General features: G+C 44.3%; 22 protein-coding genes. 19 read left to right on the forward strand and 3 right to left on the reverse strand.

What is annotated here, in order from left to right:
• The first annotated feature begins 9 nt into the window (after window positions 1–9).
• The 4 genes from ACUC6J_RS10570 (at window position 10) to ACUC6J_RS10585 (ending at window position 6,920) form a co-directional block, all read left to right on the forward strand.
• Entirely contained in the window at window positions 10–1,386 is a 1,377-nt protein-coding gene (locus ACUC6J_RS10570; RefSeq protein ID WP_447250145.1) for an MATE family efflux transporter, read from the forward strand.
• A 69-nt stretch (window positions 1,387–1,455) separates the two neighbouring features.
• A complete protein-coding gene (locus ACUC6J_RS10575) occupies window positions 1,456–2,085 on the forward strand; it encodes a sugar O-acetyltransferase (RefSeq protein ID WP_017428360.1) in 630 nt (209 codons plus the stop codon).
• A 913-nt stretch (window positions 2,086–2,998) separates the two neighbouring features.
• Window positions 2,999–5,674: a YhgE/Pip family protein gene (locus ACUC6J_RS10580; RefSeq protein WP_447250146.1), complete on the forward strand. Its 2,676-nt coding sequence runs from the start codon at window positions 2,999–3,001 to the stop codon at window positions 5,672–5,674.
• 271 nt (window positions 5,675–5,945) lie between these two features.
• The gene (locus tag ACUC6J_RS10585; RefSeq protein WP_016821099.1) at window positions 5,946–6,920 is read left to right on the forward strand and encodes an aldo/keto reductase; all 975 of its coding nucleotides are present in this window, start codon (window positions 5,946–5,948) and stop codon (window positions 6,918–6,920) included.
• Window positions 6,921–6,987: 67 nt separating this feature from the next.
• Here ACUC6J_RS10585 and ACUC6J_RS10590 read toward each other — a convergent pair whose 3' ends face one another.
• A complete protein-coding gene (locus ACUC6J_RS10590; RefSeq protein ID WP_031463380.1) occupies window positions 6,988–7,968 on the reverse strand; it encodes a DMT family transporter in 981 nt (326 codons plus the stop codon).
• A 184-nt stretch (window positions 7,969–8,152) separates the two neighbouring features.
• Between ACUC6J_RS10590 and ACUC6J_RS10595 the strand changes: the two genes are divergently transcribed.
• The gene (locus ACUC6J_RS10595) at window positions 8,153–9,349 is read left to right on the forward strand and encodes a GTP-binding protein (protein ID WP_025364720.1); all 1,197 of its coding nucleotides are present in this window, start codon (window positions 8,153–8,155) and stop codon (window positions 9,347–9,349) included.
• On the opposite strand, the gene ACUC6J_RS10600 is transcribed toward ACUC6J_RS10595, so the two are convergent.
• Window positions 9,346–10,212, reverse strand: coding sequence for a LysR family transcriptional regulator (locus ACUC6J_RS10600; RefSeq protein ID WP_447250147.1), 867 nt, complete (start codon window positions 10,210–10,212; stop codon window positions 9,346–9,348). The genes ACUC6J_RS10595 and ACUC6J_RS10600 overlap by 4 nt on opposite strands.
• Before the next feature lie 131 nt (window positions 10,213–10,343).
• Here ACUC6J_RS10600 and ACUC6J_RS10605 point away from each other — a divergent pair, with 131 nt between their 5' ends.
• On the forward strand, window positions 10,344–10,673 hold the full coding sequence (locus ACUC6J_RS10605; protein WP_151255782.1) for an antibiotic biosynthesis monooxygenase family protein: 330 nt from the start codon (window positions 10,344–10,346) through the stop codon (window positions 10,671–10,673).
• 120 nt (window positions 10,674–10,793) lie between these two features.
• On the opposite strand, the gene ACUC6J_RS10610 is transcribed toward ACUC6J_RS10605, so the two are convergent.
• Entirely contained in the window at window positions 10,794–11,663 is an 870-nt protein-coding gene (locus ACUC6J_RS10610; protein ID WP_019687077.1) for a DUF421 domain-containing protein, read from the reverse strand.
• Between the two features lie 271 nt (window positions 11,664–11,934).
• On the opposite strand from ACUC6J_RS10610, the gene ACUC6J_RS10615 reads away from it, so the two are divergent.
• The 13 genes from ACUC6J_RS10615 to ACUC6J_RS10675 all read left to right on the forward strand — a co-directional run bounded on the left by ACUC6J_RS10615 (window position 11,935) and on the right by ACUC6J_RS10675 (window position 24,014).
• Window positions 11,935–12,204: a glutaredoxin family protein gene (locus tag ACUC6J_RS10615; protein WP_447250148.1), complete on the forward strand. Its 270-nt coding sequence runs from the start codon at window positions 11,935–11,937 to the stop codon at window positions 12,202–12,204.
• A 29-nt stretch (window positions 12,205–12,233) separates the two neighbouring features.
• Window positions 12,234–13,574, forward strand: coding sequence for an LLM class flavin-dependent oxidoreductase (locus tag ACUC6J_RS10620; RefSeq protein WP_017428369.1), 1,341 nt, complete (start codon window positions 12,234–12,236; stop codon window positions 13,572–13,574).
• A 17-nt stretch (window positions 13,575–13,591) separates the two neighbouring features.
• Window positions 13,592–14,122, forward strand: coding sequence for an NADPH-dependent FMN reductase (ssuE, locus tag ACUC6J_RS10625; RefSeq protein ID WP_447250149.1), 531 nt, complete (start codon window positions 13,592–13,594; stop codon window positions 14,120–14,122).
• 108 nt (window positions 14,123–14,230) lie between these two features.
• Complete coding sequence (locus ACUC6J_RS10630; RefSeq protein WP_025364723.1) at window positions 14,231–15,121, forward strand: LysR family transcriptional regulator; 891 nt, start codon at window positions 14,231–14,233, stop codon at window positions 15,119–15,121.
• Between the two features lie 160 nt (window positions 15,122–15,281).
• Window positions 15,282–16,133 carry a transporter substrate-binding domain-containing protein gene (locus tag ACUC6J_RS10635; protein WP_016821109.1) on the forward strand — a complete coding sequence of 284 codons (852 nt, stop codon included), beginning with the start codon at window positions 15,282–15,284 and terminating at the stop codon, window positions 16,131–16,133.
• A 76-nt stretch (window positions 16,134–16,209) separates the two neighbouring features.
• Complete coding sequence (locus tag ACUC6J_RS10640; protein ID WP_016821110.1) at window positions 16,210–16,989, forward strand: amino acid ABC transporter permease; 780 nt, start codon at window positions 16,210–16,212, stop codon at window positions 16,987–16,989.
• Window positions 16,986–17,696, forward strand: coding sequence for an amino acid ABC transporter permease (locus tag ACUC6J_RS10645; protein WP_016821111.1), 711 nt, complete (start codon window positions 16,986–16,988; stop codon window positions 17,694–17,696). The genes ACUC6J_RS10640 and ACUC6J_RS10645 overlap by 4 nt, the downstream gene beginning before the upstream one ends.
• Window positions 17,693–18,445: an amino acid ABC transporter ATP-binding protein gene (locus tag ACUC6J_RS10650; protein WP_025364725.1), complete on the forward strand. Its 753-nt coding sequence runs from the start codon at window positions 17,693–17,695 to the stop codon at window positions 18,443–18,445. Before ACUC6J_RS10645 ends, ACUC6J_RS10650 begins: the two co-directional genes overlap by 4 nt.
• Window positions 18,446–18,459: 14 nt before the next feature.
• Window positions 18,460–19,476, forward strand: coding sequence for an LLM class flavin-dependent oxidoreductase (locus tag ACUC6J_RS10655; protein WP_447250150.1), 1,017 nt, complete (start codon window positions 18,460–18,462; stop codon window positions 19,474–19,476).
• 54 nt (window positions 19,477–19,530) lie between these two features.
• A complete protein-coding gene (locus tag ACUC6J_RS10660) occupies window positions 19,531–20,688 on the forward strand; it encodes an amidohydrolase (protein ID WP_447250151.1) in 1,158 nt (385 codons plus the stop codon).
• A 191-nt stretch (window positions 20,689–20,879) separates the two neighbouring features.
• Complete coding sequence (locus ACUC6J_RS10665) at window positions 20,880–21,815, forward strand: dockerin (RefSeq protein ID WP_447250152.1); 936 nt, start codon at window positions 20,880–20,882, stop codon at window positions 21,813–21,815.
• 218 nt (window positions 21,816–22,033) lie between these two features.
• The gene (locus ACUC6J_RS10670) at window positions 22,034–22,972 is read left to right on the forward strand and encodes an ArsR family transcriptional regulator (protein ID WP_016821116.1); all 939 of its coding nucleotides are present in this window, start codon (window positions 22,034–22,036) and stop codon (window positions 22,970–22,972) included.
• A gap of 127 nt (window positions 22,973–23,099) precedes the next feature.
• Entirely contained in the window at window positions 23,100–24,014 is a 915-nt protein-coding gene (locus tag ACUC6J_RS10675; protein ID WP_017428376.1) for a class I SAM-dependent methyltransferase, read from the forward strand.
• Window positions 24,015–24,132: the final 118 nt, after the last annotated feature.

Raw genomic sequence — 24,132 nt, forward strand, 5'->3', positions numbered from 1 at the left:
AGGGTATAGGTGAGAAACCGTATACAATTTAGAGGATCTAGCAATCGTGATTTTAATCGAGAGTTAATGATGCTCGTCATTCCCATTGCATTACAAAATTTAATATCAGCAACCGTGATATCCGTTGATGTATTTATGCTGGGTATGATTAGTCAATCTGCAATGTCAGCCGTATCACTCGCAGGGCAAATTACTTTTGCATTAACATTGTTTTACATGGGGATGTCAGCGGGGGCAAGTATCCTGACTGCGCAATACTGGGGAAGGGAGGATTTACTAACCATACAGCGCATTCTTAGTATTGCTTGCATGTTCTCCTTTTGTATCTCCATTTTGTTTTTTTTGACTTCCTTCTTTCTTCCAGAGGCACTTATGTATTTATTCACCAATGATACTGAACTGATTCAATATGGCTCAAAGTTTTTACAAATGAATTCCTTTTCTTATCTCGTGATGGGAATATCGCAGATGTATCTCAGTGTGATTAGAAGTATGGAAAATGCAAAACTCAGTGCGTGGATTAGCTCCTTATGTTTGATCTTAAACATTTTGTTCAATGCCTTTTGCATTTTTATTTTATTCCCATCAAGACCCGAACTGGCCATTTCCGCAGTAGCTCTTGCCACGGTTTTAGCACGGATTATTGAACTAGTATGTTGTATGATTCACTCCGTAACCAAGGGGGGCATTCGTTTTCGTTTGCCTGTACGTGATGGCATTCAACGAAATTTATTAAAAGATTTCTTAAAATATACTCTGCCTGTACAGGGGAATTATATTGTATGGGGAGGAGCTCTTACCGCTACGGCTGCAATTATTGGCCATGTGAACTCCGATATGGTAGCAGCTAACTCGATAGCGTCTGTAGTTAAAAACCTAGCAGTTGTTCTCTGTGGAGGCATAGCTACTGGAGGCTCTGTACTTGTTGGAAAGTATTTGGGACAGGGTGACATCGAGAAGGCAAAGCATGCGGGCAACAAAATGTGTTTTTATGCTTTGATATTTGGAGTTATTGCAGCCTGCACGATTCTGTTCATTAAACCATTGGTATACTCCATCGTCAATTTGAATTCAATTGCTCAAAGTTACCTAGATGGAATGCTTTACATTAGTGCGTATTATTGTATGGCTAAATCTTTAAACTCCACAACTATAGCGGGTATATTTACGGCTGGTGGGGATTCCAAATTTGGATTTTGGTGCGACACTGTTGTCATGTGGCTTATTATTCTGCCGCTTAGTTACCTATGTGCTTTTGTTTGGCAAGTGCCGCCTATCTTTTTGTATATCGTCATCAGCTTAGACGAGATGATTAAATTACCCATTGCTTTTATTCGATATCGACAGTTTAAGTGGCTTAACAACATAACTAGAAACTTTGCATAAACCTGATCATAACTAAGGGTTATGCAATTTACTCTAATAAATACAAGCATTTATAAGGGAGAATGTTGCATGAATATCCAAGAACGAATGGCTAGCAAACAATTATTTACAGATCACGATGCTAATTATCCGAAAGAGGCTGCAGAGTTGGCGAAAGCACGCCAGCGTGGTAAGGCAATATGCTATGAAATTAATAATTTGCATCCGGATGATGTTGAAATGCGCAAAACGTTAATGAAACAACTCTTTGCAAGCATTGGAGAAAATGTATGGATGGAGCCGCCAATTCGCATGTCTTATGGTTCAAATACGACCGTAGGAAATAATGTATATATCAATTTCAATCTAACCGTGGTTGACGACTATAAAGTTACGATTGGTAATGATGTCATGTTTGGCCCGAATGTAACGATTGCTGTAACGAATCATCCTGTACATCCAGAAAAGCGCAAAGAAGGCGGGATGTTTGCATTACCAGTGGTCATTGAGGATGGGGCATGGATCGGGAGCGGAGCGATTATTGTTCCAGGAGTCACGATTGGCAAAGGGAGTGTAATTGGTGCTGGTAGTGTGGTAACCAAGGATATCCCTGCGAATGTAATAGCTGTTGGAAATCCATGCAGAGTTCTTCGTGAGATTACGGATCATGATAGGGAGTTCTACTATAAAGACATGCGTTTTGATCAAGTTGAATGGTAAGAAAAAGTGACCAATAGTTTTATAAAATAAAAATGCAGCTCACATAAAGTCAAATGGAACCATACAATCTTCGATCATCTACCTTCTGAGAGGGGTTTTTCGATGAATATACTTTATTTTTTTCTAACAATAGTTTCCCTTTATTTTGTCATTACAGCAATTGTGCATTCACGCCACACAAACTTGGTAGCCGATAAAATGGAAAAACAGTTTGAACATTACTTTAATGAAGATGCGCATCAAAATGATCAGCATATTGTATCAAATCGATAGCAATGCATTATTAAGCTAACGGGAGACGATAACTCAATAAAACTTAAAAGGCAACCGATCAACGTGGTCGGCTGCATGATTCCAATCGCGGTAACTGGCAGTTTGCTGTTTTCTACACTCCTTACTTTATTTGTGGTACCGTCTCTTTATATGTTGCTGGCAAAATATAAACTAAGACGCAAACTAAAGAAAGAACTGCCTTCAGCTTAAGAGGAACAGCCCTCATAACGTGAGACAAATCAAAACACCTTCAAGAGAATCAAGCCATGTCGTAAGATATGAAGATAACCTTGGAGGTGTTTTTACGTTAGCAACGAGAGTGAGTTATCAAAGCTATTGAAATGAGATTGGCAAGAGTTTCGATAAGAGAGGTTATGGAGCAACTGGGAATAAAGAATAAGGCACAGCTACAAACATGAATGAGGTGGTATCGAAATGGCGAAGAACCAATGTTTTGATCCTTGTCTCACAAATGGGGGGCAGTCCCCAAATCAATAAATAGGGTGCTTTTTATTCGCTGGAGGCTATGCCTGCAAATGGAGTTCGTTTATTACATTCGCTTCAGCCGCTCAAATCGTTTACAATACGTGTGCATACAACACTGGACGATAGGTTAATGTACATATGAGGAGTGGTGAAGTTGCGGAAGATATGGCAAATCTACTTAACAGACTGGAAAAATGTATTCAAAGTATCGACCGGGACTTTATTAGTCATTGGCATCATTCTTTTGCCTTCCGTCTACGCATGGGTGAATTTGAAAGCAATGTGGGACCCATATGCGAATACATCAGGTATTAAAATTGCAGTAACCAGCCAAGATCAGGGTGCTGAGGTAAATGGTAAAAAGATTAATATCGGCGACGAGGTTATACATAGCCTTCAAAATAACAAGAAGCTGGGTTGGACTTTTGTCAATGAAGCGGAGGCGCGAAAAGGGGTGCTGAACGGTGATTATTATGCCAGCCTGCTGATCCCAAAAGATTTTTCAGAGAAAATTACGAGTGTGCTTACAGAAAATCCGCAGAAGCCGGAGATCGATTATGCTGTGAATGAAAAAATCAACGCGGTCGCTCCGAAAATTACTTCTTCAGGGGCAACCTCTCTGACAAACCAAATTAGCCAAAACTTTATTGAAACGGCCAGCCAGGCGGTTTTGACGAAATTAAAGGAAGCCGGAGTAAAGCTGGAAGAGGAGTTGCCGACGATTCGCAACATTGAGAATCGGGTGTTGGAGCTGAATAATCGGTTGCCTGATATCGATCGGTTGGGTAAGCAGGCATTAGAGCTGGAGCAGAATTTACCGAAAATTAAGGCTCAGGGCCAAAAGATCATTGCATTGAAGGAAAAAATTCCTGAAATCAACCGAGCTGGCGACCTGGTGCTTAAAATTGACAAAAACCTGCCTGAGCTGGACAAGGTGGCCGCAGTTATTTTGGATATACAAAAAAAACTGCCCGATATTCAAAAAGCCGGTGATCGAATTGTTGAGCTGGATCAGAATTTCAGTAAGGTAGAAAGTGCACTCGCTACCGCCTTGGAGGACACGCAAACGGCCCTTAAGGTCATTAATGCTGCCCGGACAGCACTGCCGGAAGTACAGAAAATAGCCGATACAGGCAAGGATTTTACAACTGGTATACTTGACTTTCTGGATAAAAACGAAGGTGCGCTTGATTCGATCGGAACCATAGTTAAAGAAGATTTACAGCTGGTGCAACAAATTGCGAATGAAGTTTCACAGATTACAGGCATCATTCGTGGTGTGGATTTTGATCCTAAAGCAGCACAAGCTGCGGCGAATCGGATTAGCGGTAGGCTCACGACTGCCGTAGGTGTGCTGGACCATATTTCTCAACTGCTGAACCGTGTGAACGGATATTTGCCTAGCCAGCCACTGAAATCACTTATTTCCCGGGTAAACGGGGTAGAGGATCGCTTCCGCCGATTGAATAGCACGGTCACTAGCATTGGGGATGCTATTCAGCGTGGTGAGAAGCCTGCCCAAAATCTGCTGGATGATGCTGACCGCCTTGCAGGAGAAATCAGTAGCGGAATTGACAGCATTTTGGACAATTATGATACGGAATATGCTCCTGCCATTCAAAAGGCGCTGGATCAAATCAAATCCGTTGCCCGCAATTCTGCCAATGTGTTGACCACAGCTCAAGAGCAGCTCCCGAATATTGAAAAGCTATTAAATGACGCACAGGTCGCAGCCGAATTCGGGCAGCAAGAGCTAACACGTCTCCAGCAGGACTTGCCACAATATCGCCAAAAGCTGCATGAAGCCGCTACGACGATTCAGGGACGCATGGGCGAGTTTACGAATGCTGTGAACAAAGCAGCAGACTTTGTGAAGCACGATTTGCCAACGGTTAAAAGTAAAATTCATCAGGCGGCAGACTTTGTACGTAATGATTTGCCGAAAGCGGAACAACAGTTTGTTAAAATGGCGGATTTGATTGAAAACAAATTTCCTGAAGCTGAAAAAGCGGTACACCAGGTAGCCAATTTTGTCAGAACCGATCTTCCTGCTGCCGAGGATTCCATACGTCAGGCAGCAGACACGATCCGTAAGCTTAAGGGCGAAAATGCCCTCGGAAGAGCTATTGCGTTGCTTAAGGGAGATGTAAAAAAGGAAAGTGATTTCCTCGGTAGTCCGGTATCACTGAAGCAGGAGCGGATATACCCGATTCCTAACTATGGTTCTGCGATGTCACCTTTTTACACTACATTATCGATTTGGGTAGGTGCGATGCTGCTGGTCTCCATGTTCAGGGTAGATGTGGATGACCCGGAAGGTCAATATAAAAGCTACCAGGTGTATTTTGGACGGCTCATGACGTTTTCTACAATTGGTATTTTTCAGGCGCTGAGCGTATCTCTCGGTGATTTGTTCCTGTTGGGAACATATGTGGATGCCAAAGTAGCATTTGTACTCTCCTCTATGCTGATCAGTCTAGTATTTACGGCCATGACCTATACTTTGGTTTCGGTGTTCGGCAATATCGGGAAGGGTCTGGCAGTCATCCTGCTGGTGCTCCAATTCTCCAGTTCAGGGGGCACATTTCCTATTGCGACGAGTACAGCTTTCTTTCAGACCCTGAATCCGTTCGTACCGTTCACCTATGCGGTTAGTCTACTACGGGAAACGGTAGGAGGAATGTTGCCTTCAACGGTAACACGAGATGTAGTGATGCTGTTTGTGTTTATCGGAATTTGCTTCTTGTTTGGATTAGTACTTAAGAAGCCGCTCAGCAAGCATACGAAGAAAATGGCAGAGCGAGCGAAAGAAACAAAATTAATTCCTTGATTGTTAAAAAGAGAGTGAGTTACGGTGGCTGAGGTGAGCGGCTCCGCCGTAAAGTCACTTTCTTAACATTCGGCGTGTAGTATGTAGGGGTGGCCTCCGCATGTAATGCTTCGGCATGGTGCGGAGGCTTTTTTGCATATGCTATCTACCTTTTCAAATGCATTTTGGGGTGTTTCAAAGGGGGTTATTCTGGTGAATAAAGTAGGTATGGTCTTTTTTTATGCAATTTTTCGGAATTTAAAAAAATCCTTAAGCAAAGGCGGGAGATAGTATGGAATATTCATACTTAGGAAAGTCAGGCTTGAAGGTTAGTCGGTTATGTCTAGGCACAATGAATTTCGGACCGGAAACTGAAGAAAAGGATGCTTTTAAAATTATGGATGCCGCGCTGGATGCGGGCATTAATTTCTTTGATACGGCTAATGTATATGGCCATGACCGTAAAGGCTGGACAGAAGAAATTATCGGACGATGGTTCCAACAGGGTGGTGGAAGACGCGAGAAGGTCGTATTGGCGACCAAGGTATATGGAGACATGAAAAATGAAAATGACGGACCCAATGCAGGGTCGGGCTTATCTGCATACAAAATTCGCCGTCATTTGGATGCGTCGCTGAAACGTCTTCAAACAGACCATATAGAGCTATATCAAATGCATCACATTGACCGCAACGTGTCATGGGATGAGCTATGGGGCGTATTCGAGTCCGTAGTGGATCGGGGACAAGTTGGCTATATCGGTTCCAGTAATTTTGCGGGTTGGCACATTGCGGTGGCGCAGGCCGAAGCGAAGGCACGGCGTTTTCTGGGACTGGTCTCGGAGCAGCATTTGTACAACCTGAACGAACGCTCAGCTGAGCTTGAAGTATTACCGGCAGCTCAAGAGCTGGGTCTGGGTGTGATTCCATGGAGTCCGTTGGCGGGCGGACTGCTGGGACGCAATGCATTAGCAGGTACTGGTTCCCGCAGCGCACGTGCCAAGGAAAAGGTAGAGCAGAATCGTGCGAAGCTGGAGCAATTTGCAGCGTTGTCCCGCGAGCTGGGCGAAAAGGAAGACGTGATTGCCCTGGCTTGGGTGCTATCTCATCCGGCCGTGACGGCTCCAATTATCGGACCACGTACATTAGAACAGTTAGAGGATGCGCTGCGGGTACCTGAGGTTAAATTAAGTGAAGATGTGCTTGCCAAGCTGGATGAGATTTTCCCGGGTCCGGGAAAACCTGCACCAGAAGCCTACGCTTGGTAATGGATTGATCATAAATCGGCAAAAAGCAGCAGATCAGAAGCCTCTTCTATGATCTGCTGCTTTTGCATTAAACGGAATCTGCCTTTTTAGATCGTATTTGCTGAACAGTCGTTTTTTGATGTGATACATAGCTATGCAGACTCATACCAAGGATGACGATGAACATTCCCAGCCATGACCAAGCAGATGGGATGGGGATAGACAAAAAGATTAATTCCCCCATTAGTGCAAAAAGCACTTCCAGCGATTGTGTGGCTTCTACTGTGGCCAGCTTTTGCATATTTCCACGTACCTGATCTGTAGCTTTAAAAAATAAAACCGTAGCAATGACCCCTGAGAACACGGCCACCAGAGCAGACTGTATGGTCTGATCCTTGCTTGGCAATCCTGTGCTAAAAACCCCGTATAACGAAAGCAATAACCAAAAAGGCAGGCTGGCTATAGTCATTCCGAGCACACGTTGATAGGCATCTAACCGCCCCGCACAAACTTCCATCATTTTACGATTACCTAAAGGGTATGCGAAAGAAGCCAGTATGACAGGCAATATACCGAATAAAAAATCTTGAGTAGAAATAGATTGCGACTGTTCGACCTGCATCACAATAATTCCGATTAAAATAATCAGAGACATCAATAGTCCTTGGATAGGGATTTTTCCTCGCACTTTGACAGGTCCGTTCTCCGTATGCACAACCTCAGCAAATAAAGGAACAAGCAAAGAACCGGAAATAATGGTTATTTGCCAAGTTCCTGCGATCAACCAACCCGGTGAATATGCCGATGCGAAGCATAACGGAGCATAAAATAACCCAAATCCAATGAAGCTCCACCACAGCCACCTTCCCGGTTGTTCCTTCATAACTTTCCACAGAGGCTTAAGCTTATGCTGGGCCATGACAATGACAAACAGCATAGGAACCATAAACAGATAACGTAACGAAGCACTCCAGATCCAGCTTCCTCCAGACAGCTCCATAGACCGATTGAGAACAAATGTAAAAGCAAAAAAGAAAGCTGCAAACACACCTAACCAGATTGAGCGCATAGCATTCTCCTAATTCTTTAAGTGTCGTTATTTCTCATATTAATGACTCAAGATCATTCATTTCAAGAGTTTCTTTACAGTTGACAAAGCAAAAGGAATAATGTATATTTCTGAATGCTGATTTAATAGTAATAATTACGATTAAAAACAATAATAAACCAATATTAAAGGGAGTGCACCAGCAATGAATAAGAAACCAATCCCGGTAACCGTGTTGAGCGGGTATTTGGGTGCAGGAAAAACGACGATTCTGAATCATGTATTAAACAATCGAGACGGAATGAAAGTAGCAGTCATCGTTAATGACATGAGTGAAGTGAATATAGATGCCGAGCTGGTTAAAAAAGAGGGCGGCTTGTCCCGAACAGAAGAAAAACTCGTCGAGTTGTCTAATGGCTGTATTTGCTGTACATTGCGTGAAGATTTATTACTTGAGGTCAAGAAGCTGGCGGAACAAGGTGAGTTTGATTATATATTAATCGAATCTACAGGCATCAGTGAACCCGTACCCATCGCTCAAACCTTCACATACGCTGATGAAGGAACAGGCATTGATTTAGCTTCGCTGGCAAAACTGGATTGTATGGTGACTGTAGTCGATGCGAACCGTTTCTGGCATGACTTTGAATCAGGAGAAACGCTGCTGGATCGCAAGCAGGCTACTGGAGAAGATGACACACGTGATATCTCGGACTTGCTAATTGACCAGATTGAAACTTGTGATGTATTGATTCTGAATAAGTGCGATCTGGTTCAGCCCGCAGAGCTGGACAAGCTGGAGGGTGTGCTGCGGAGATTGCAGCCTGAAGCCCGAATCATTCGCACCTCCAAGGGAAAGGTCACGCCTACGGACATTTTAAATACGGGGCTGTTCAACTTTGACAAAGCTAGTCAATCCGCTGGATGGATTCGCGAGTTGGAGCTGGAAAGCCACACACCGGAGACGGACGAATATGGAATCAATTCCTTTGTTTATCGCCGCAGAAGACCGTTCCATCCTGCAAGATTGGCAGAATTTATGAGCTACTGGCCGGAGGAAATCGTTCGCGCCAAGGGTTTGGCCTGGATTGCAGCCCCCCAGGATTGGGCAGCGAGTATCAGCCAGGCAGGGCCATCTATTCAATTTGGTCCAGCGGGAAGCTGGCTTGCGGCGTTGCCAGAAGAAGAACAGCAGGAAATCGTCGCGGCCAACCCTGAGGTTCTGGACCATTGGGATGAGCAATGGGGAGACCGCTTGAACGAAATCGTTATGATCGGTATCGGAATGAATCGGCTGAACTTGGAAGAAGAGCTAGATGAATGTCTGCTGAACGATAGCGAAATGGAAATGGACTGGTCCAGCTTTGAGAATCCGTTGCCTTGGCCAACAGGAAGAAACTAGTTGATCCATTCAGTAATAAACTCCATACACTTTTTGGCGGCTGGAGCCATGTTCTTTGAGGAGGCAGTAGCGATACCAACGGAACGGAAATATGGTCCATCCAAGGGCCGAATACAAATTTCATAAGGGTTTTGAACTAAAATCATTTCGGGCAGGATACTTACGCCCAGGCCATTTTGCACCATAGCCATAATGGCATGATCATCTTCTAATTCATATTTGATTTTCGGAACAAGCTTATGCTGGGAAAAAATTCTCTGTACATCTGTGTCACAGCCTGAAGCCGGCATAATGAAGGGCTCATGGAGAAGCTGATCCACACGTATGCTTGTTTGCTCCCGAAGCACATGATTAGATGGAAGTACGCACAGCATTCTTTCTTTTTTTAACGGTAATACTTCCAGTCCATCGAGAGTAGGCAGATTAACGAAGCCAAAATCAGCTTCTCCGCTGGCTATCCAATTTTCAATGTCATGGTAGTTCCCGTCGAGCAACTTTAGTTCAATAAGTGGGAACTGCTCGTTAAACTTTTGGATGATCCCAGGCAACCAATGGATGGAAACACTTGAGAATGTACCTATCTTTACAGTTCCGGTTTCCAATCCTTTGATGAGGGCGACCTCTTGATACAGCTTTTCATTCATTTGTATGATTTCTCTGAAATGTTTCATCAGACGTTCTCCGTTGCTGGTCAATTGGATGCCTGAACGTCCTCTAATTAATAGAGTCAGGCCCAATTCCTGCTCCAAAGCGGAAACGGCATGGCTAATAGCGGATTGTGTAAGATTGAGAAGTTCTCCTGCTTTGGTAAAGCTTCCTGCTTCTATTACGCTAAGAAAGACCTTATATTTAAACAAATTCATATGTCCTCCAACTTAGAATGAAATATATTCATACATAGTATCATATATATTCATTTTTTTTATCTCAGCTTTGTGGTTATAATCGAACTTGAGAAAAATGCCGATTAATCATTAATTTCTAGGAGGTACCTATGAGTTCAATTGCAAAGACACCACAGCCCCCTTATTATGCAGCTATTTTTACTTCTGAACGTTCGGAAGGGGATGGTGGATACGGAAAGATGGGGGACAAAATGGTGGAACTGGCTGCCAAGCAGCCTGGCTTTCTAGGTGTGGAAAGTGTTCGTGACCAAAACGGAGTGGGCCTCACAGTGTCCTATTGGGAGTCCTTGGACGCTATAAAACATTGGAAGGATAACGAGCTGCACAAGGTCGCACAGGAGAAAGGGAAATCCGAGTGGTATACAGCATTCGGTTTAAGAGTGAGCAAGGTAGAACGAGATTATTTTTTTACAGTGTAAACATGAAATGCGCACTGGCCCTGTAATTACAAAAGGAGCGTCTTCCAAGCCATAAACGGCTGGTAGGACGCTCCTTTTTTTGTTCCTATGCTTATACTCTTACGGGCTATGTGTATATGCTCAGGAGTTAGATGTATTTACCGGCTTCATCTCCTGTATAGCTTCTTTCAAACTTTGTGAGCATTGTTCGTATAGTTGTTTTCTTTGCTGCTCACTGGAGCCAGATGCGAGCTTTTGCAATTCAGTAGTGCACTGTTCTAATAGAGTCAGCACGGCTTGATTAGAGTCCTGTACCTTGGATTGTTGTACATTATCGCTATATTGGTCAATATATAGTTCTCCTTGTGTGTCCACCTGGGCAAAAAACACATCTTTGACCGTTAGACTCTTTTCCTTTAGCTTGGCATCCAGCCATTGCTGAGTAATCCCCATGTATGCCATTTGTTGCTCCATAAGTTGTCCATCCATAATGACTGCTGTAGGTTCCTTCTCCGGTAGCTGCAGCATATTCAGATCCTTAAGCGTCACAGGCTGCTTGTCTTTGGTTAACAGCACATTAACTTCGCCACTAGTTTCCATAAGAGCAAATTCTACATCAGCTACTTTGAATACATTCTTGCTTCGAAGCTGTTCCATGAGTTCATCCAGGGTGAGTCGCTCTTTTCTCAGATTATCCTCTAAAATTTTGCCGTCTTTGATTAGGACTGTCGTCTTTCCATCTGATAAATCCCTGACTTTCTTGCTTTTAATTTGCAAAAATTCAATGCCAAGTGTTGTCAGTACCCATACGGCTAACGATACAGTACCCAAGTACCAGGAGGATTCGCGTTCCAAAGGGATAGAAGCAGCCAAGTTACCGATGGTGATTCCAGTTATATATTCGAACAAGGAAAGCTGTGATACCTGACGTTTTCCGAGAATCTTGGTAATCACAAAAAGAATAACGATGGCTAATAACGTACGTAAAGCTACAATGGTCCATTCCTGCATTTGTCCAACCTCATTTCATTTCGCCATAAGGGCGCTACTATTCCAAGGATGTCCGCGCCAAGTCCCATTTAAACTCTAATCTACCCAAATTTAAATAACAGGCTGTCACCTATCCGATTCAATGCAATATAAAATTAAAATTTTCTATCGTTCAATTACCATTGTCTATTAGTCAAGTGATTGACGGAAAGGAGGGAGCAGGATACATTATAGATATAATTCATATTTAATCAATCGGGATTATAAACATTAAACTCGCGGAGGTATGTATATGTCATCCAAACCTAAAGTTGTAGTGTGGAGCAAAACCGGCTGTCATTTTTGTGGAGAGATCAAATCGTACCTAAAATCCCAAAATCAGCCGTATGAAAATATCCAAGTGGACGGTAATGATGCACTGCGTGATGTGTTGGAGACCAAATATGGTATTCGCTATGTTCCTGTCGTAGAGGTAGGCGGAGATAACAAATATGAAGCACTTCTTAACCCGGATCTGGAAGAGCTGGGTAAAGTGCTGGAAAGTTATAATCAAGCGGTATAACAATTATATTCAAGAGAGGTGGAAGAGCCATGGCTAAGAATAGACAGATTAAATTGGGTGCGATAATTCACGGTGTTGGGGGAAGCATGACGACTTGGCGCCACCCTGATGTACCGGCGGATGCCAGTGTTAATTTTGAATTTTATAAAACGCAGGCGCAAAAGGCAGAGGAAGGGAAGTTTGATCTCGTATTTATCGCAGACGGTTTGTTTATTAACGAAAAATCCATTCCTCACTTTCTGAACCGTTTTGAGCCAATTACGATTTTGTCTGCTTTGGCTGGGGTGACGAAGCATATTGGACTGGTCGGCACATTGTCGACTTCCTATAGCGAACCGTTCACGGTAGCACGCCAGTTTTCTTCCATTGATCATATTAGTGGAGGTCGTGCAGGCTGGAATGTAGTGACTTCCCCGCTGGAAGGTTCTGCTCTTAACTTTAACAAAGGGGAGCATCCATCGCATCCACAGCGCTATAAAATTGCCGATGAATATTTGCAGGTGACCAAAGGACTATGGGACTCGTGGGAAGAGGATGCGTTCGTTCGTGATAAGGAAGCCGGCGTATTCTTTGATCCCGACAAGCTGCATACACTGAACCACAAAGGTGAGTTTTTCTCTGTGCAGGGCCCGCTGAACATTGGACGATCCAAGCAGGGACAGCCGGTCATTTTCCAGGCGGGTTCCTCAGAAGATGGCAAAAACCTGGCTGCCAAGGAAGCGGATGCTGTATTTACAGGACATGAAACCTTGGAGGAAGCACAGCAGTTTTACCGTGATGTGAAGGAACGTGCGGTACGCTATGGCAGATCAGAAGAGGATATTGTCATTTTGCCAGGCATTTCGCCGATTATCGGCAGTACGCCAGAGGAAGCGGAACGCAAGTATGAGGAGATTACCAATCTAGTAACGATCGAGGCTGCGTTAAAATATTTGGGGCGTTTCTTCGATCATCATGATTTCTCACAATATCCGCTGGATGAGCCATTCCCTGAGCTTGAGGGTATTGGCAGTAATTCATTCCGTAGCGGTACAGATAAAATCAAACGAACAGCCAAAGAGCAGAATTTGACCCTGCGTGAGGTTGCATTACGTTCAGCTACGCCGAGAACCTCTTTTATTGGAACTGCTGAGCAGGTAGCGGATCGAGTGCAAGAGTGGTTTGAAGGAAAAGGCGCAGACGGATTCATTATCGGTTCCGACGTACCAACGGGCCTACATGATTTCGTAAATCTAGTTGTGCCTATTTTGCAGGAGCGCGGTATTTACCGTCAGGATTATGAATTTAGCACATTGCGTGAAAACCTGGGCGTACCGATTCCTGAGAATCGTTATACAGCAGCCAGATCCAAAGTGAAAGTTGACGCATAACAGAAGGAGGGAATGAGATGTCCAAGGTTGTCATCCTATCAGGCAGTCCATCTACACAATCCCGTTTGTACGGCTTGATTCACTATGCAACTAAGCAGTTACGGGAGGCTGGAGCAGAGGTTACATTACTGAATGTGGTCGACTTGCCAGCTGAGGATTTGATCAAAGCTAACTTTAATAGTCCCGACGTCACAGCATCGCTTGCGTTGCTTGCAGACGCAGATGCCGTCATTGTGGCTTCGCCAGTATATAAAGCCGCCTATTCAGGGCTATTGAAAATATTTCTGGATCTGGTTCCGCAGGAAGGTCTGAGAGAGAAGCCTGTCTTGCCTTTATTTATCGGCGGTACACTGGCCCATCTGCTGGTCATTGACTACGCCCTGAAGCCGGTGCTCAACGCGCTGGGGGGAAGACATATTCTTGGTGGGGTGTATGCGGTGGATCAGTGGGTCGAGCGCCTGCCGGGTGGAGCATATGGATTGTCCGAAGAGTTGGTTGTACGATTGGACCGTTCGGTTAAAGAACTAAATGAACTGTTAAAGTTATAGATATTTTCAATATTTCCATTGACAGGTCGTTCAGTGAGTTTTATGATACAAAAAAACCAAGTTAACTCATTGGATAAATGTATATAAAACTTACTGGGGGACTTGCGTATGAATATCGAGAATATGGAAGCCTTTGTATACGTGAATCATTATGGAAGTTTTAATAAGGCGGCAGAAGCGTTGTTCTTGTCACAGCCCTCTGTCACAGCCCGGATTCAGACGCTGGAACGCGAGCTTGAGTGTAAGTTATTCGACCGTCAAAGCAAACAAACGATTCTGACCGAGGATGGACGAAAGTTCCTTCCTTATGCGGAGCAGATGCTCCAAGTGCTGCAAAAAGGGAAGCAAAAACTTCAACAGCGCAAGAAAGCCCCTCAGCAAATTCGAATCGGCTGCACGATATCGGTGTCGAACTACATTATTCCTGAAATATTAAAGCAGCTTCGTGCTCGGTATCCGGAAATCAACTACAAAATTGTTACGGCTACGACGGATCAACTGGTACATAAGCTGTTGAACCGTGAGGTAGACATTAGTTTTGTCCGTAAAGTGATGCATCCGGCTATTCGTACGCTTGCCTTTTATGAAGACCCGATTTCCCTGTATGTATATGAAGGCCACCCGTTTACGAAGACAGGTAAGGCTAGCATACAGGATATCCAACGTGAAACACTGGTGTTTTTTGAGTGCGGATCATTAGATTGGATGAGGATTCATCGATCTTTTGAATCACTGGAGCAACCACCGGATATAGCTTTTCAGGTAGACAATGTGGTCACGGCCAAAAAGCTGGTATTGCAACAGGCGGGCATTGCCTTTTTGCCGGATGTCTGTGTGAACCGCGAAGTGAAGGATCAGAAGCTGTTCCGTATTCATGTTCCGGAGGTGGCTGGGGTATCTATGCAGATTAGCATAATCGCGACCAAAGAAGACTGCGCAGTGACCTCGGATTTTGCAGATGCACTGACAGAAGGCTTCAGGGAGGCCGTTTTGTTATAGAAAAGTTCTATAGGTTGGTGGATTGACGTATTGATTTCCAAGTGTTAAATTAATCACATCCTAAAACCAATTAAGTTTATAGGAATTATAAAATATCAAATGTTATAGCTACCATGTATGTCGCAAACTGCTGATATGCAAAGAGATGAGGGGGATTCATATGAAAAAGTGGTTTGCAATATTGTCTGTTATGGCAATCATTCTGGTGTTGGCAGGCTGCGGTTCCTCAGATGACACGTCTAGTGCGTCAGGTTCAAGCGGAGACGTGAAGAAAATTATCGTAGGCACAGGTACTCAATTTAAAAATGTATGCTTTATTGACGAAAATGGAAATTTAACAGGCTTTGATGTGGAGCTGATTAAGGAGCTGGACAAGCGCCTGCCTCAATACGAGTTTGAATTCAAAACGATGGATTTTGGAAATCTGCTGCTCAGTCTCGATGCCGGCAAGATTGATCTGGTATCGCATCAAATGGAGAAAAACCCGGAACGCGAAGCCAAGTATCTGTTCAACAAAAATCCGTATAGCATTTTTCTGAACAGAGTGGCTGTAGCGAAGGATAATAATAGTATTCATTCCATTGATGATTTAAAAGGGAAAAAGGTACTTACCAGTCCAACCAGTAATGCGGCGTATGTGCTGAAAGAGTATAACAAAACCCACGGGGATGCTCTGAATATCGTATATACGTCTGGTGCAGCCAATGATACGGTGCAACAAATTACGAGCGGCCGTATAGATGCGACCATTACGACAGACTTTGCGAACCGTTTTAACACCGATGAAAAAGGAGAAGTAGCTCTGAAAACCGTCGGTGATCCTTTGACTCAATCGGATGTGCTGTATGTACTGAACAAAAATGAGCAAGGATTGGCGGATGACCTGGACAAAGCCATTCAGGAAGTGAAGGACGACGGCACGTTGTCGAAGCTGAGCATCAAATGGCTTGGAGAGGACTTCACAAAGTCCCTGGAGGATGTGAAAAAAGAAGGTTCCAGCAGTAAGAAGTAAGGACAGACTTGGACATTTCAGCGGTCAGGGTACTTTATGTATTCTGACCGCTGATGTATAGAAAGGAGGCAGGCATATGAGCAGAGAGTTCAATATTGATTATGTTTTTAGCTTTATCCCGAAAATGCTGTCCTATTTGCACATCACCTTGTTTATTGTGGCAAGCTCGCTTGTGTTGGGACTGATCATTGGTCTGTTGGTTGCGCTGCCTCGCATGTATAACATTCCATTTCTCAAACGTGTTTCTCAAGTGTATGTTTCTTTTTTCCGTGGAACCCCTATTCTAATTCAATTGTTTCTGGTGTATTACGGCCTGCCAGAGCTACTAAAGCTGGTGGATATCAATTCCTCCAGATGGGATGTGCTGTGGTTTGCTGTAGCGACCTATGCGCTCAACAGTGGAGCCTTTATTTCTGAAATTATCAGGTCTGGTGTAGGAGCTGTAGATCGGGGACAAATCGAGGCTGCACAGTCAGTCGGCATGTCAGGCTATCAGGCTTTTACACGTATCATCTTGCCACAAGCGCTGGCTGTGGTGGTTCCCGTATTTTCCAATCTGGTCATTGGTAATTTGAAGGATACTTCGCTGGCGTTTACCATCGGTGCGATGGAGATGACAGGAAAATCGCAAACATTAGGCTCGGCTACCCAGCATTTTGTTGAAACGTATATCGCGTTGTCTCTTATCTATCTGGTGATCAGTCTGATTGTACAAAAATTATTCAAGGTGCTGGAAAATACGCTTCTCCGGCATGAGCATAGAGATTCAGTACAGAAAGAGCCCGCAAAACGAAAAGGTTTTGTGGTGCGTTACCTGAGAAGTCCTCGTCTGAGTAAAGGAGGTAAAGGCATATGAGTCTGGACTTTGGATTTGTATACACCGCCTTTTTGGGATTGTTCTCGGCGTTGCCCAACACTTTAATCATTACAGTGGTTTCCGTGCTGGCAGGGTTGGTCATCGGGATTATAACGGCGTTGGCACGAATTTATAACGTTCCTGTGTTGTCGCAAATCTCTCACGCTTACGTTACTTTTATCCGAGGTACACCGATGCTGATGCATCTGCTGCTTATTTATTTCAGTTTGCCCTTGTTGATTGATGCAGGAGCGAAGCATTTCGGTTGGTCACTGCAATCCAAAGACGTTCCTTATATGGTATTTGCACTCATTTCGTTCTCCATTACCAGTGGCGCCTATATGTCTGAGGTCGTCCGTTCCGGAATCCAGTCGGTCAACAAGGGCCAAATTGAGGCGGCTTATGCGGTTGGTATGACGACATGGCAAGTATTGAGACGCATCGTATTTCCACAGGCGTTTGTGGTGAGTTTGCCGAACCTGACGAATTCGGTTATTGGGATGCTGCATGGCTCTACCTTGGCCTTCACGGTTTCGGTCACGGAAATCCAGGCACAGGCTGAAATTCTGGCATCCACCAACTGGAAATATTTAGAGGTGTATATTGCGGCAGCACTGCTATTTTGGGGCTTGACGGTATTGATTGAGCGAATATCCGGCTTGGTGGAGAAAAAAATCAATGTGTTTAATGGAGGTCGAGCATCATGATCCGTCTGCAAAATATTACAAAGTCGTTCGGCAAACATGAAGTGCTCAAAGGCATTGATTTGACGGTAAACAAAGGCGAGGTCGTTGTTATCTTAGGACCAAGCGGTTCAGGAAAAACAACCTTGCTACGCTGCATTAATTATCTGGAAAAGCCGAATGACGGAGAAGTCAGCATTGGCGATTTTACCGTGAACTGCAAGCGACCTGCGAAGAAGGATGTCTTGGCCTTGCGTAAAAAGACGGCTATGGTGTTCCAGCAATATCATTTGTTCAAGCATAAAACCGCGCTGGAAAATGTCATGGAGGGACTTGTCGTTGTCCGTAAGGTTAAGCAAGAGGAAGCCAAAAAAATTAGTATTGAAGTGCTGGAAAAGGTTGGTCTCGGCGAAAAACTGAATCATTATCCGAGCCAGCTATCCGGTGGGCAGCAGCAGCGTGTCGGCATAGCGCGTGCTTTGGCGCTGAACCCAGAGGTGATTTTATTTGATGAGCCGACTTCGGCGCTGGACCCTGAACTGGTGGGTGAGGTGCTGTCGGTGATCCGCAAGATTGCGAAGGAAGGCATAACGATGATTGTCGTGACACATGAAATGGGCTTTGCGCGTGATGTTTCTAATCATGTGGTATTTATGGATGGCGGCCATATTATTGAGGAAGGCACACCGGACGCCATTTTTAACCACCCCAAAGAGGAGCGTACCCAACAATTCCTGAAGCGAATTACACCAGAATATAACTATTCCATTTGACGGGAGAGGGAGACATGAGCATAAAAATCGGAGTATTGGATCAAAGCCCTATACACGAGGGTGAAACGGCGGCACAGGCCCTTCGCAACACGATTAAGCTGGCGCAGCGTGTAGAAGAGCTGGGATTCACACGCTTTTGGGTATCAGAACATCATGATTCCGAGCAGGTTGCAGGCTCATCACCAGAGGTGCTTATTTCCCATCTATTAGCACGTACCGAGCGTATTACCATCGGGTCTGGCGGGGTAATGCTTCAGCATTACAGTCCATATAAAGTGGCTGAAAACTTTAATGTGCTAGCCTCTCTTGCACCGGGGCGTGTAGATTTGGGTATCGGACGTGCGCCAGGCGGGTTGCCGAAATCTACACAGGCGTTACAACGTAACGTGCATGATGCGCCTTCTCTTGAAGAGAAAATTGATGAAGTAAGCCGCTATATTCATAATATCCCGATTGAAGAAGGACCGCTGGCCGGATTACAGGCGAATCCGATTCCAGAAATCCCAGCAGAGATTTATGTTTTGGGTACAAGTACAGACAGCGCTGGAATTGCTGCGCGTTTGGGGTTGCCCTATGTTTTTTCGCAATTTATTAACAGTAGTGAGCAGGTTGCACTGGATTCATTCCGTACGTATCGGGAGTCTTTCGATTACAGTTATGGGCGTGAACCAAAGGCACTTTTTGCGCTATCGGTTATTGTGGCAGACACTTCCGAGGAAGCAGCGGAGTTGGCAGGTAAGCAGAAGCTGTACAAGATTCATCTGGCCAGTGGCAAAACGGCTACAGTGGGGGCGCTGGAAAGTGCAGAGGAATTCGGTAAGCAATCGGGTGAAAAATATACAATTGAAGCCACACAAGCACAAATTAACAAAGGAAATAAAGATGAAATTTATACTGCGCTGACGGAAATACAAGCGAAGTATCAGGCAGATGAGCTGATTGTAACGACAGGCATACGGGATATCGGCAAGCGTGTGCGCTCATTCGAGTTGTTGCATGAAGCTTTTGCCGGGTTGCCTGTGCAGTCCTAGATACTATTGACATAAAAATTGTAACCAATATGGATTCACGAAGGAGGAATAGGGATGAGTGGATCAACCGGGACGAAGGAGCAGGTTTTGGAGCAGAAATTGGTGGAGATTCGCCGTCATCTGCACCGTTATCCCGAGCTGTCTAACGAGGAGGTTGAAACTACCGCCTATATTCGCCGCCTGCTCAAAGAACAGGATATAACGATCTTGGATGTGCCGCTGCGTACCGGATTGGTAGCGGAAATCGGCGGACAGCAGGAAGGTCCAACGGTTGCGCTTCGTGCAGACATTGATGCACTGCCCATCCAGGAGGAGACGGGATTGCCCTATGCTTCGCTACATCCTGGCAAGATGCATGCCTGTGGGCATGATTTTCATACGGCATCCCTGTTAGGTGCAGCCGCATTGCTGAAGCAGCGGGAGCAAAAGCTGAAAGGGACGGTTCGACTGGTGTTCCAGCCAGCCGAGGAGAAAGCCAAAGGCGCTGCCCAAGTGCTGGACAGCGGTGCGCTGGCAGGGGTGCAGGCCATCTTCGGCCTGCATAACAAACCAGACCTGCCCGTAGGCACGGTCGGTATCAAAGAAGGACCGCTAATGGCAGCGGCAGACGGATTTTACATTGAGGTGGAGGGTCAGAGCACACATGCGGCAGTTCCGCATGCAGGGATTGACCCCATTGTGGTATCCTCGCATATCATTACGGCGCTGCAATCGATTGTGAGCAGGAGCGTTAACCCGCTCGATAGCGCGGTCATCAGTGTCACGAAGCTGCACAGTGGCAATGCTTGGAACATCATCCCAGACCGCGCTCATTTGGACGGAACCATCCGCACATTTGACGAGAACGTCCGAGCCCAGGTGGCTGAACGCTTCGAGCAGGTCGTCAAGGGCGTAGCCGATGCTTTTGGCACGAAAGCGACCATTCGCTGGATCGAGGGTCCGCCACCTGTACTGAACGACGGTAAGTTGGCTGTTATCGCGGTGCAGGCGGCCGAAGCGGTTGGTCTGGAGGTCGTTCGCCCCATACCTTCCTCTGCAAGCGAGGACTTTGGATTTTATCAGAAGAACGTCCCAGGTGTGTTTGTCTTTGTCGGCACTGCGGGAAGGCAGGAATGGCATCATCCTGCCTTTGATCTGGACGAACGCGCGCTGCCGGGAACAGCGAAGTTGCTAGCTTCACTGGCTGAATCGGCGTTGAAATCCATAGAGTAGGAACACAACGCTACTCTATGGATGCTGACCCCCTCTCTATGAAGAGGGGATCTTTTTGTTTGACGGTATATTATTCCAATGATAATATAAAATTGTTATTTAATTCAAAATTGAGAGTGGGTGTAGGTGAGAGATAAACGTTTGTTATTTTGAATGTGCTCGTAAAAATAACAGGTACGGAGGTTGAAAAAATGCCGAAGAAAAAAGGAATGATCATGGCTTCTTTTTCATTGGTAATGGCTGCTTCTTTTCTGGTTGGCGGAGCTAATGTCGGTTCAGCAGCCTCAGATTATGAAAGCACCTCGAATATAGAAATAACGAGTAATAGCTTGGCTGCCGCTGACTTACCTGCCAAATTTAAGCCTTCGGTAGAATGGGTTTGGAAGAATAGGATAGTCAAAGAAGGCTCGACCAACCGTAAAAATTTGATTTTTGATCAAATTTATGCGGGAAAAGGAACGATAAATTATGTAGTGCGCTGGCAATCCTCTAAAAATATCACTCTTCAGCAGCGTAAAGATATGGCTTCCATGCTAAGTCGCCAAATAAATAACTGGAATAAGCAGCTAAAAGGATATGACGGCTGGCCGTATGATTATATTACTGTAAAAATAGTAGGCTGGGCCGTTGCAAATCCGTCGCAGATCCTTAACAAACAATCGAATGAAATCGTTTACACGGATACGATTACCGATGAGTTGAGTAAAACAGACCCCAATATTCCGGCAAAACTTCCGGTTGCTCCTAATGCACTGTCGAGATTTGAACATTTTATGGACTCTAACTATACGTATCCGGGGGGACTGGACAAGCGATTTGATATGTACTTATGGGGAACGTCTAATTTTCAGGGTGGAGCCGGTGGTGACTGGGGACAACGTATGCCTGATGATTATATCCTGAGCACCTTGAATTCGGATGAAGTTCAGATCACAGAGCATGAGATGGGGCATGGATTCGGCTTGCCTGATTTCTATGAAGAGCACGAGCGTCCACCTGGCGGGTTCCCTGTGCCTACGATTATGTGGGCCGGAAATTCTCCTAAAATTACGGAGTGGGATACCTGGATGTTGCGTTATACCTGGAGCCAGGTCAAGAAGGACACCTCTCGTTTTCCCACCCGTTAAAAGAAAATGTATGTATTCAAAGGTTGTCTCCTGCGATTTTTGGTGGGAGACAACCTTTTTTATTTTATAGATAAACAGTTTGACTCGGATGGGACTGACTTTGGCTTTGCATCAGTATTGTGCCTTCATTTTCGTATGAATGAATCACTAAGAATGAACGGATGTACGATAGTATGTATAATGGACATCAGATATGAAAGAAAAGAGGACAGAAAGCGATGAGTCACGACGTGAATGCTCCTTACGATGTACATGTAGCATATGGACCAGTGTTTGAGCTGCTCAGTAGCTTACACACTTTTATTTGCCGTAAAGCGTATAAGAAGACAGATTTAATAGCATCCAGATGGGCGGACCAAGTGCGTGGAACGCTGTCTCCGAGGCTGTCCGCGTTACTGGAGTCCATGGAAATCAATGCAGACTGGAAAATTATTTATGGACTTGTATGTATGCTTTCTGATCAGGGGGGCGTTGAAGAGGTCGTGGATCGTTTGGAAAGCCAGTCTTTACAGGAACTAAAGCAACAGGCATCAGCCTATGGGATTCCGCTGTCTGACGACATGGAGAACCTCCGTAAACTTGCTTTGCAACTGCTATCCGGCTGGAACGAGGAGTATTTTCGTCACGTGGATACAAGTATCCTTAGCGGCCTGGAACTGGAAGCTGAATGCAGAAAACGGGAGGAGAACGCATATAGCTCTATGGAGCGGGTGGATCGTATAACTAATGGCTTCCGATTCGAGCCTTCCGCTGGACTGACGCAGGTGTTGCTGGTACCGCAATATCATTTTCAGCCGATGAATATTATTTATCGATTTGGGTCACTTTTGTTATGTCATTATTCCGCAGGAGTATATGTTCAGGAGGATGATTTTTTATCACCACAGGAATACCGAATGATTCGAAGTTTAGGGGAGAAGAGCAGGCTCAAGATTTTAAAATATTTGTACCAAAGCCAGTCCCCGCGAACCTTCATTGAGATTGTCCGTCATCTCAAGCTATCCAAGGGAATCACGCATGATCATATATTTAAGCTCCGTGCCGCTGGCTTTATTCATGCACATTTTGATGGCGAAACATTGCTTGGCTACAGTGCACGGCTTACGGCTGTGGATGAGATGCATGGGAGTATCCTTGGTTATATGGAGCGAAGGTAGGTCGCAATATTAATCATTGACAAAATTATTTATTTGTGCTATAATTTACAATTAATTATATTGATATTATAATAAGATTCTCCTGGCCAGGGGAATCTTATTATTGTTTTTATAGGAGGATCAATGTATGAAGCCAAATGAGTCTAGTTTAACTTCCTTAATATCAGCTTTTGGCCGAGCATATCATAGTCAACATGACACACCCAAAATTTTTGATGATTTTATGGCTAAAGATTTAATTTCCCAAAATGAGTTTTCAGATATCAGAGAGAATATGATTAAAGGAATAGCGTTTTTCAATAAAGATATTGCGCAAAGGTTCCAAGATGATCCGGATGAAATTTTAAAATGGATTACACAAGTTCAACTTTCTCCAACGACCTTAGCACGTGCTGCATATTGTGAAAAAGTATTACTTAATGAAGTTAGGTTAGGATTACAGCAGTATGTCATACTAGGGGCCGGGTTAGATACTTTTTGTTTCCGACATCCAGAATTGAAAAATAGCTTAGAAATATTTGAAATGGATCATCCAGCAACACAGGAATCTAAAAAGAAAAGGTTAGCTCATGCAAATTTAAAAATACCGAGCAATCTTCATCTGGTTTCTATGGACTTTGCCCATCCATTTTCGTATTCCAATCTATTGGATGAAGGGTTTGCTAATAAAAAAACATTCTTTAGCCTTCTGGGTGTTTCTTATTATTTAACTAAGGAGGAAATTTCAAGATTAATAAATCATTTGTTTACCAAGGTCCCATCGGGGAGTTCGATCGTTTTTGACTATGCAGATGAAAACCTTTTTAAAGAGAAAGGCATGTCTAATCGAGTTGAAAATATGGTGAAAATGGCTTCAGTAAGTGGTGAACCCATGAAATCATGCTTTGCTTATGATGAAATTGAGGGAATGTTAGAAGCTTCAGATTTACTAATTTATGAACATCTATCCCCGGATACAATAAATAGCCTTTTCTTTGGTGAGAGGGCAGATTATTTGTCCGCATTCGAAACGATTCATTATATCCATGCTATAAAAAAATAATATAACAATAAATAAGAGACAGCCTCTCAATCTACTATTAGGGATTGAGAGGTTTTATTTATATTTGTACAAGAATTCGGATAGATATTGATGAGCAGAGTTTTTATATAAAAAAATG

The organism is Paenibacillus sp. JJ1683, assembly GCF_053006485.1.

What these genes read in the sequence shown, in the direction of transcription:
- ACUC6J_RS10585 (WP_016821099.1), top strand. Translation starts at nt 5,946, where the DNA reads ATGGAATATTCATACTTAGGAAAGTCAGGCTTGAAGGTTAGTCGGTTA.
- ACUC6J_RS10635 (WP_016821109.1), top strand. Translation starts at nt 15,282, where the DNA reads ATGAAAAAGTGGTTTGCAATATTGTCTGTTATGGCAATCATTCTGGTG.
- ACUC6J_RS10575 (WP_017428360.1), top strand. Translation starts at nt 1,456, where the DNA reads ATGAATATCCAAGAACGAATGGCTAGCAAACAATTATTTACAGATCAC.
- ACUC6J_RS10610 (WP_019687077.1), bottom strand. Translation starts at nt 11,663, where the DNA reads ATGCAGGAATGGACCATTGTAGCTTTACGTACGTTATTAGCCATCGTT.
- ACUC6J_RS10660 (WP_447250151.1), top strand. Translation starts at nt 19,531, where the DNA reads ATGAGTGGATCAACCGGGACGAAGGAGCAGGTTTTGGAGCAGAAATTG.
- ACUC6J_RS10670 (WP_016821116.1), top strand. Translation starts at nt 22,034, where the DNA reads ATGAGTCACGACGTGAATGCTCCTTACGATGTACATGTAGCATATGGA.
- ACUC6J_RS10650 (WP_025364725.1), top strand. Translation starts at nt 17,693, where the DNA reads ATGATCCGTCTGCAAAATATTACAAAGTCGTTCGGCAAACATGAAGTG.
- ACUC6J_RS10630 (WP_025364723.1), top strand. Translation starts at nt 14,231, where the DNA reads ATGAATATCGAGAATATGGAAGCCTTTGTATACGTGAATCATTATGGA.
- ACUC6J_RS10665 (WP_447250152.1), top strand. Translation starts at nt 20,880, where the DNA reads ATGCCGAAGAAAAAAGGAATGATCATGGCTTCTTTTTCATTGGTAATG.
- ACUC6J_RS10640 (WP_016821110.1), top strand. Translation starts at nt 16,210, where the DNA reads ATGAGCAGAGAGTTCAATATTGATTATGTTTTTAGCTTTATCCCGAAA.
- ACUC6J_RS10620 (WP_017428369.1), top strand. Translation starts at nt 12,234, where the DNA reads ATGGCTAAGAATAGACAGATTAAATTGGGTGCGATAATTCACGGTGTT.
- ACUC6J_RS10615 (WP_447250148.1), top strand. Translation starts at nt 11,935, where the DNA reads ATGTCATCCAAACCTAAAGTTGTAGTGTGGAGCAAAACCGGCTGTCAT.
- ssuE (WP_447250149.1), top strand. Translation starts at nt 13,592, where the DNA reads ATGTCCAAGGTTGTCATCCTATCAGGCAGTCCATCTACACAATCCCGT.
- ACUC6J_RS10675 (WP_017428376.1), top strand. Translation starts at nt 23,100, where the DNA reads ATGAAGCCAAATGAGTCTAGTTTAACTTCCTTAATATCAGCTTTTGGC.
- ACUC6J_RS10595 (WP_025364720.1), top strand. Translation starts at nt 8,153, where the DNA reads ATGAATAAGAAACCAATCCCGGTAACCGTGTTGAGCGGGTATTTGGGT.
- ACUC6J_RS10600 (WP_447250147.1), bottom strand. Translation starts at nt 10,212, where the DNA reads ATGAATTTGTTTAAATATAAGGTCTTTCTTAGCGTAATAGAAGCAGGA.
- ACUC6J_RS10655 (WP_447250150.1), top strand. Translation starts at nt 18,460, where the DNA reads ATGAGCATAAAAATCGGAGTATTGGATCAAAGCCCTATACACGAGGGT.
- ACUC6J_RS10645 (WP_016821111.1), top strand. Translation starts at nt 16,986, where the DNA reads ATGAGTCTGGACTTTGGATTTGTATACACCGCCTTTTTGGGATTGTTC.
- ACUC6J_RS10590 (WP_031463380.1), bottom strand. Translation starts at nt 7,968, where the DNA reads ATGCGCTCAATCTGGTTAGGTGTGTTTGCAGCTTTCTTTTTTGCTTTT.
- ACUC6J_RS10605 (WP_151255782.1), top strand. Translation starts at nt 10,344, where the DNA reads ATGAGTTCAATTGCAAAGACACCACAGCCCCCTTATTATGCAGCTATT.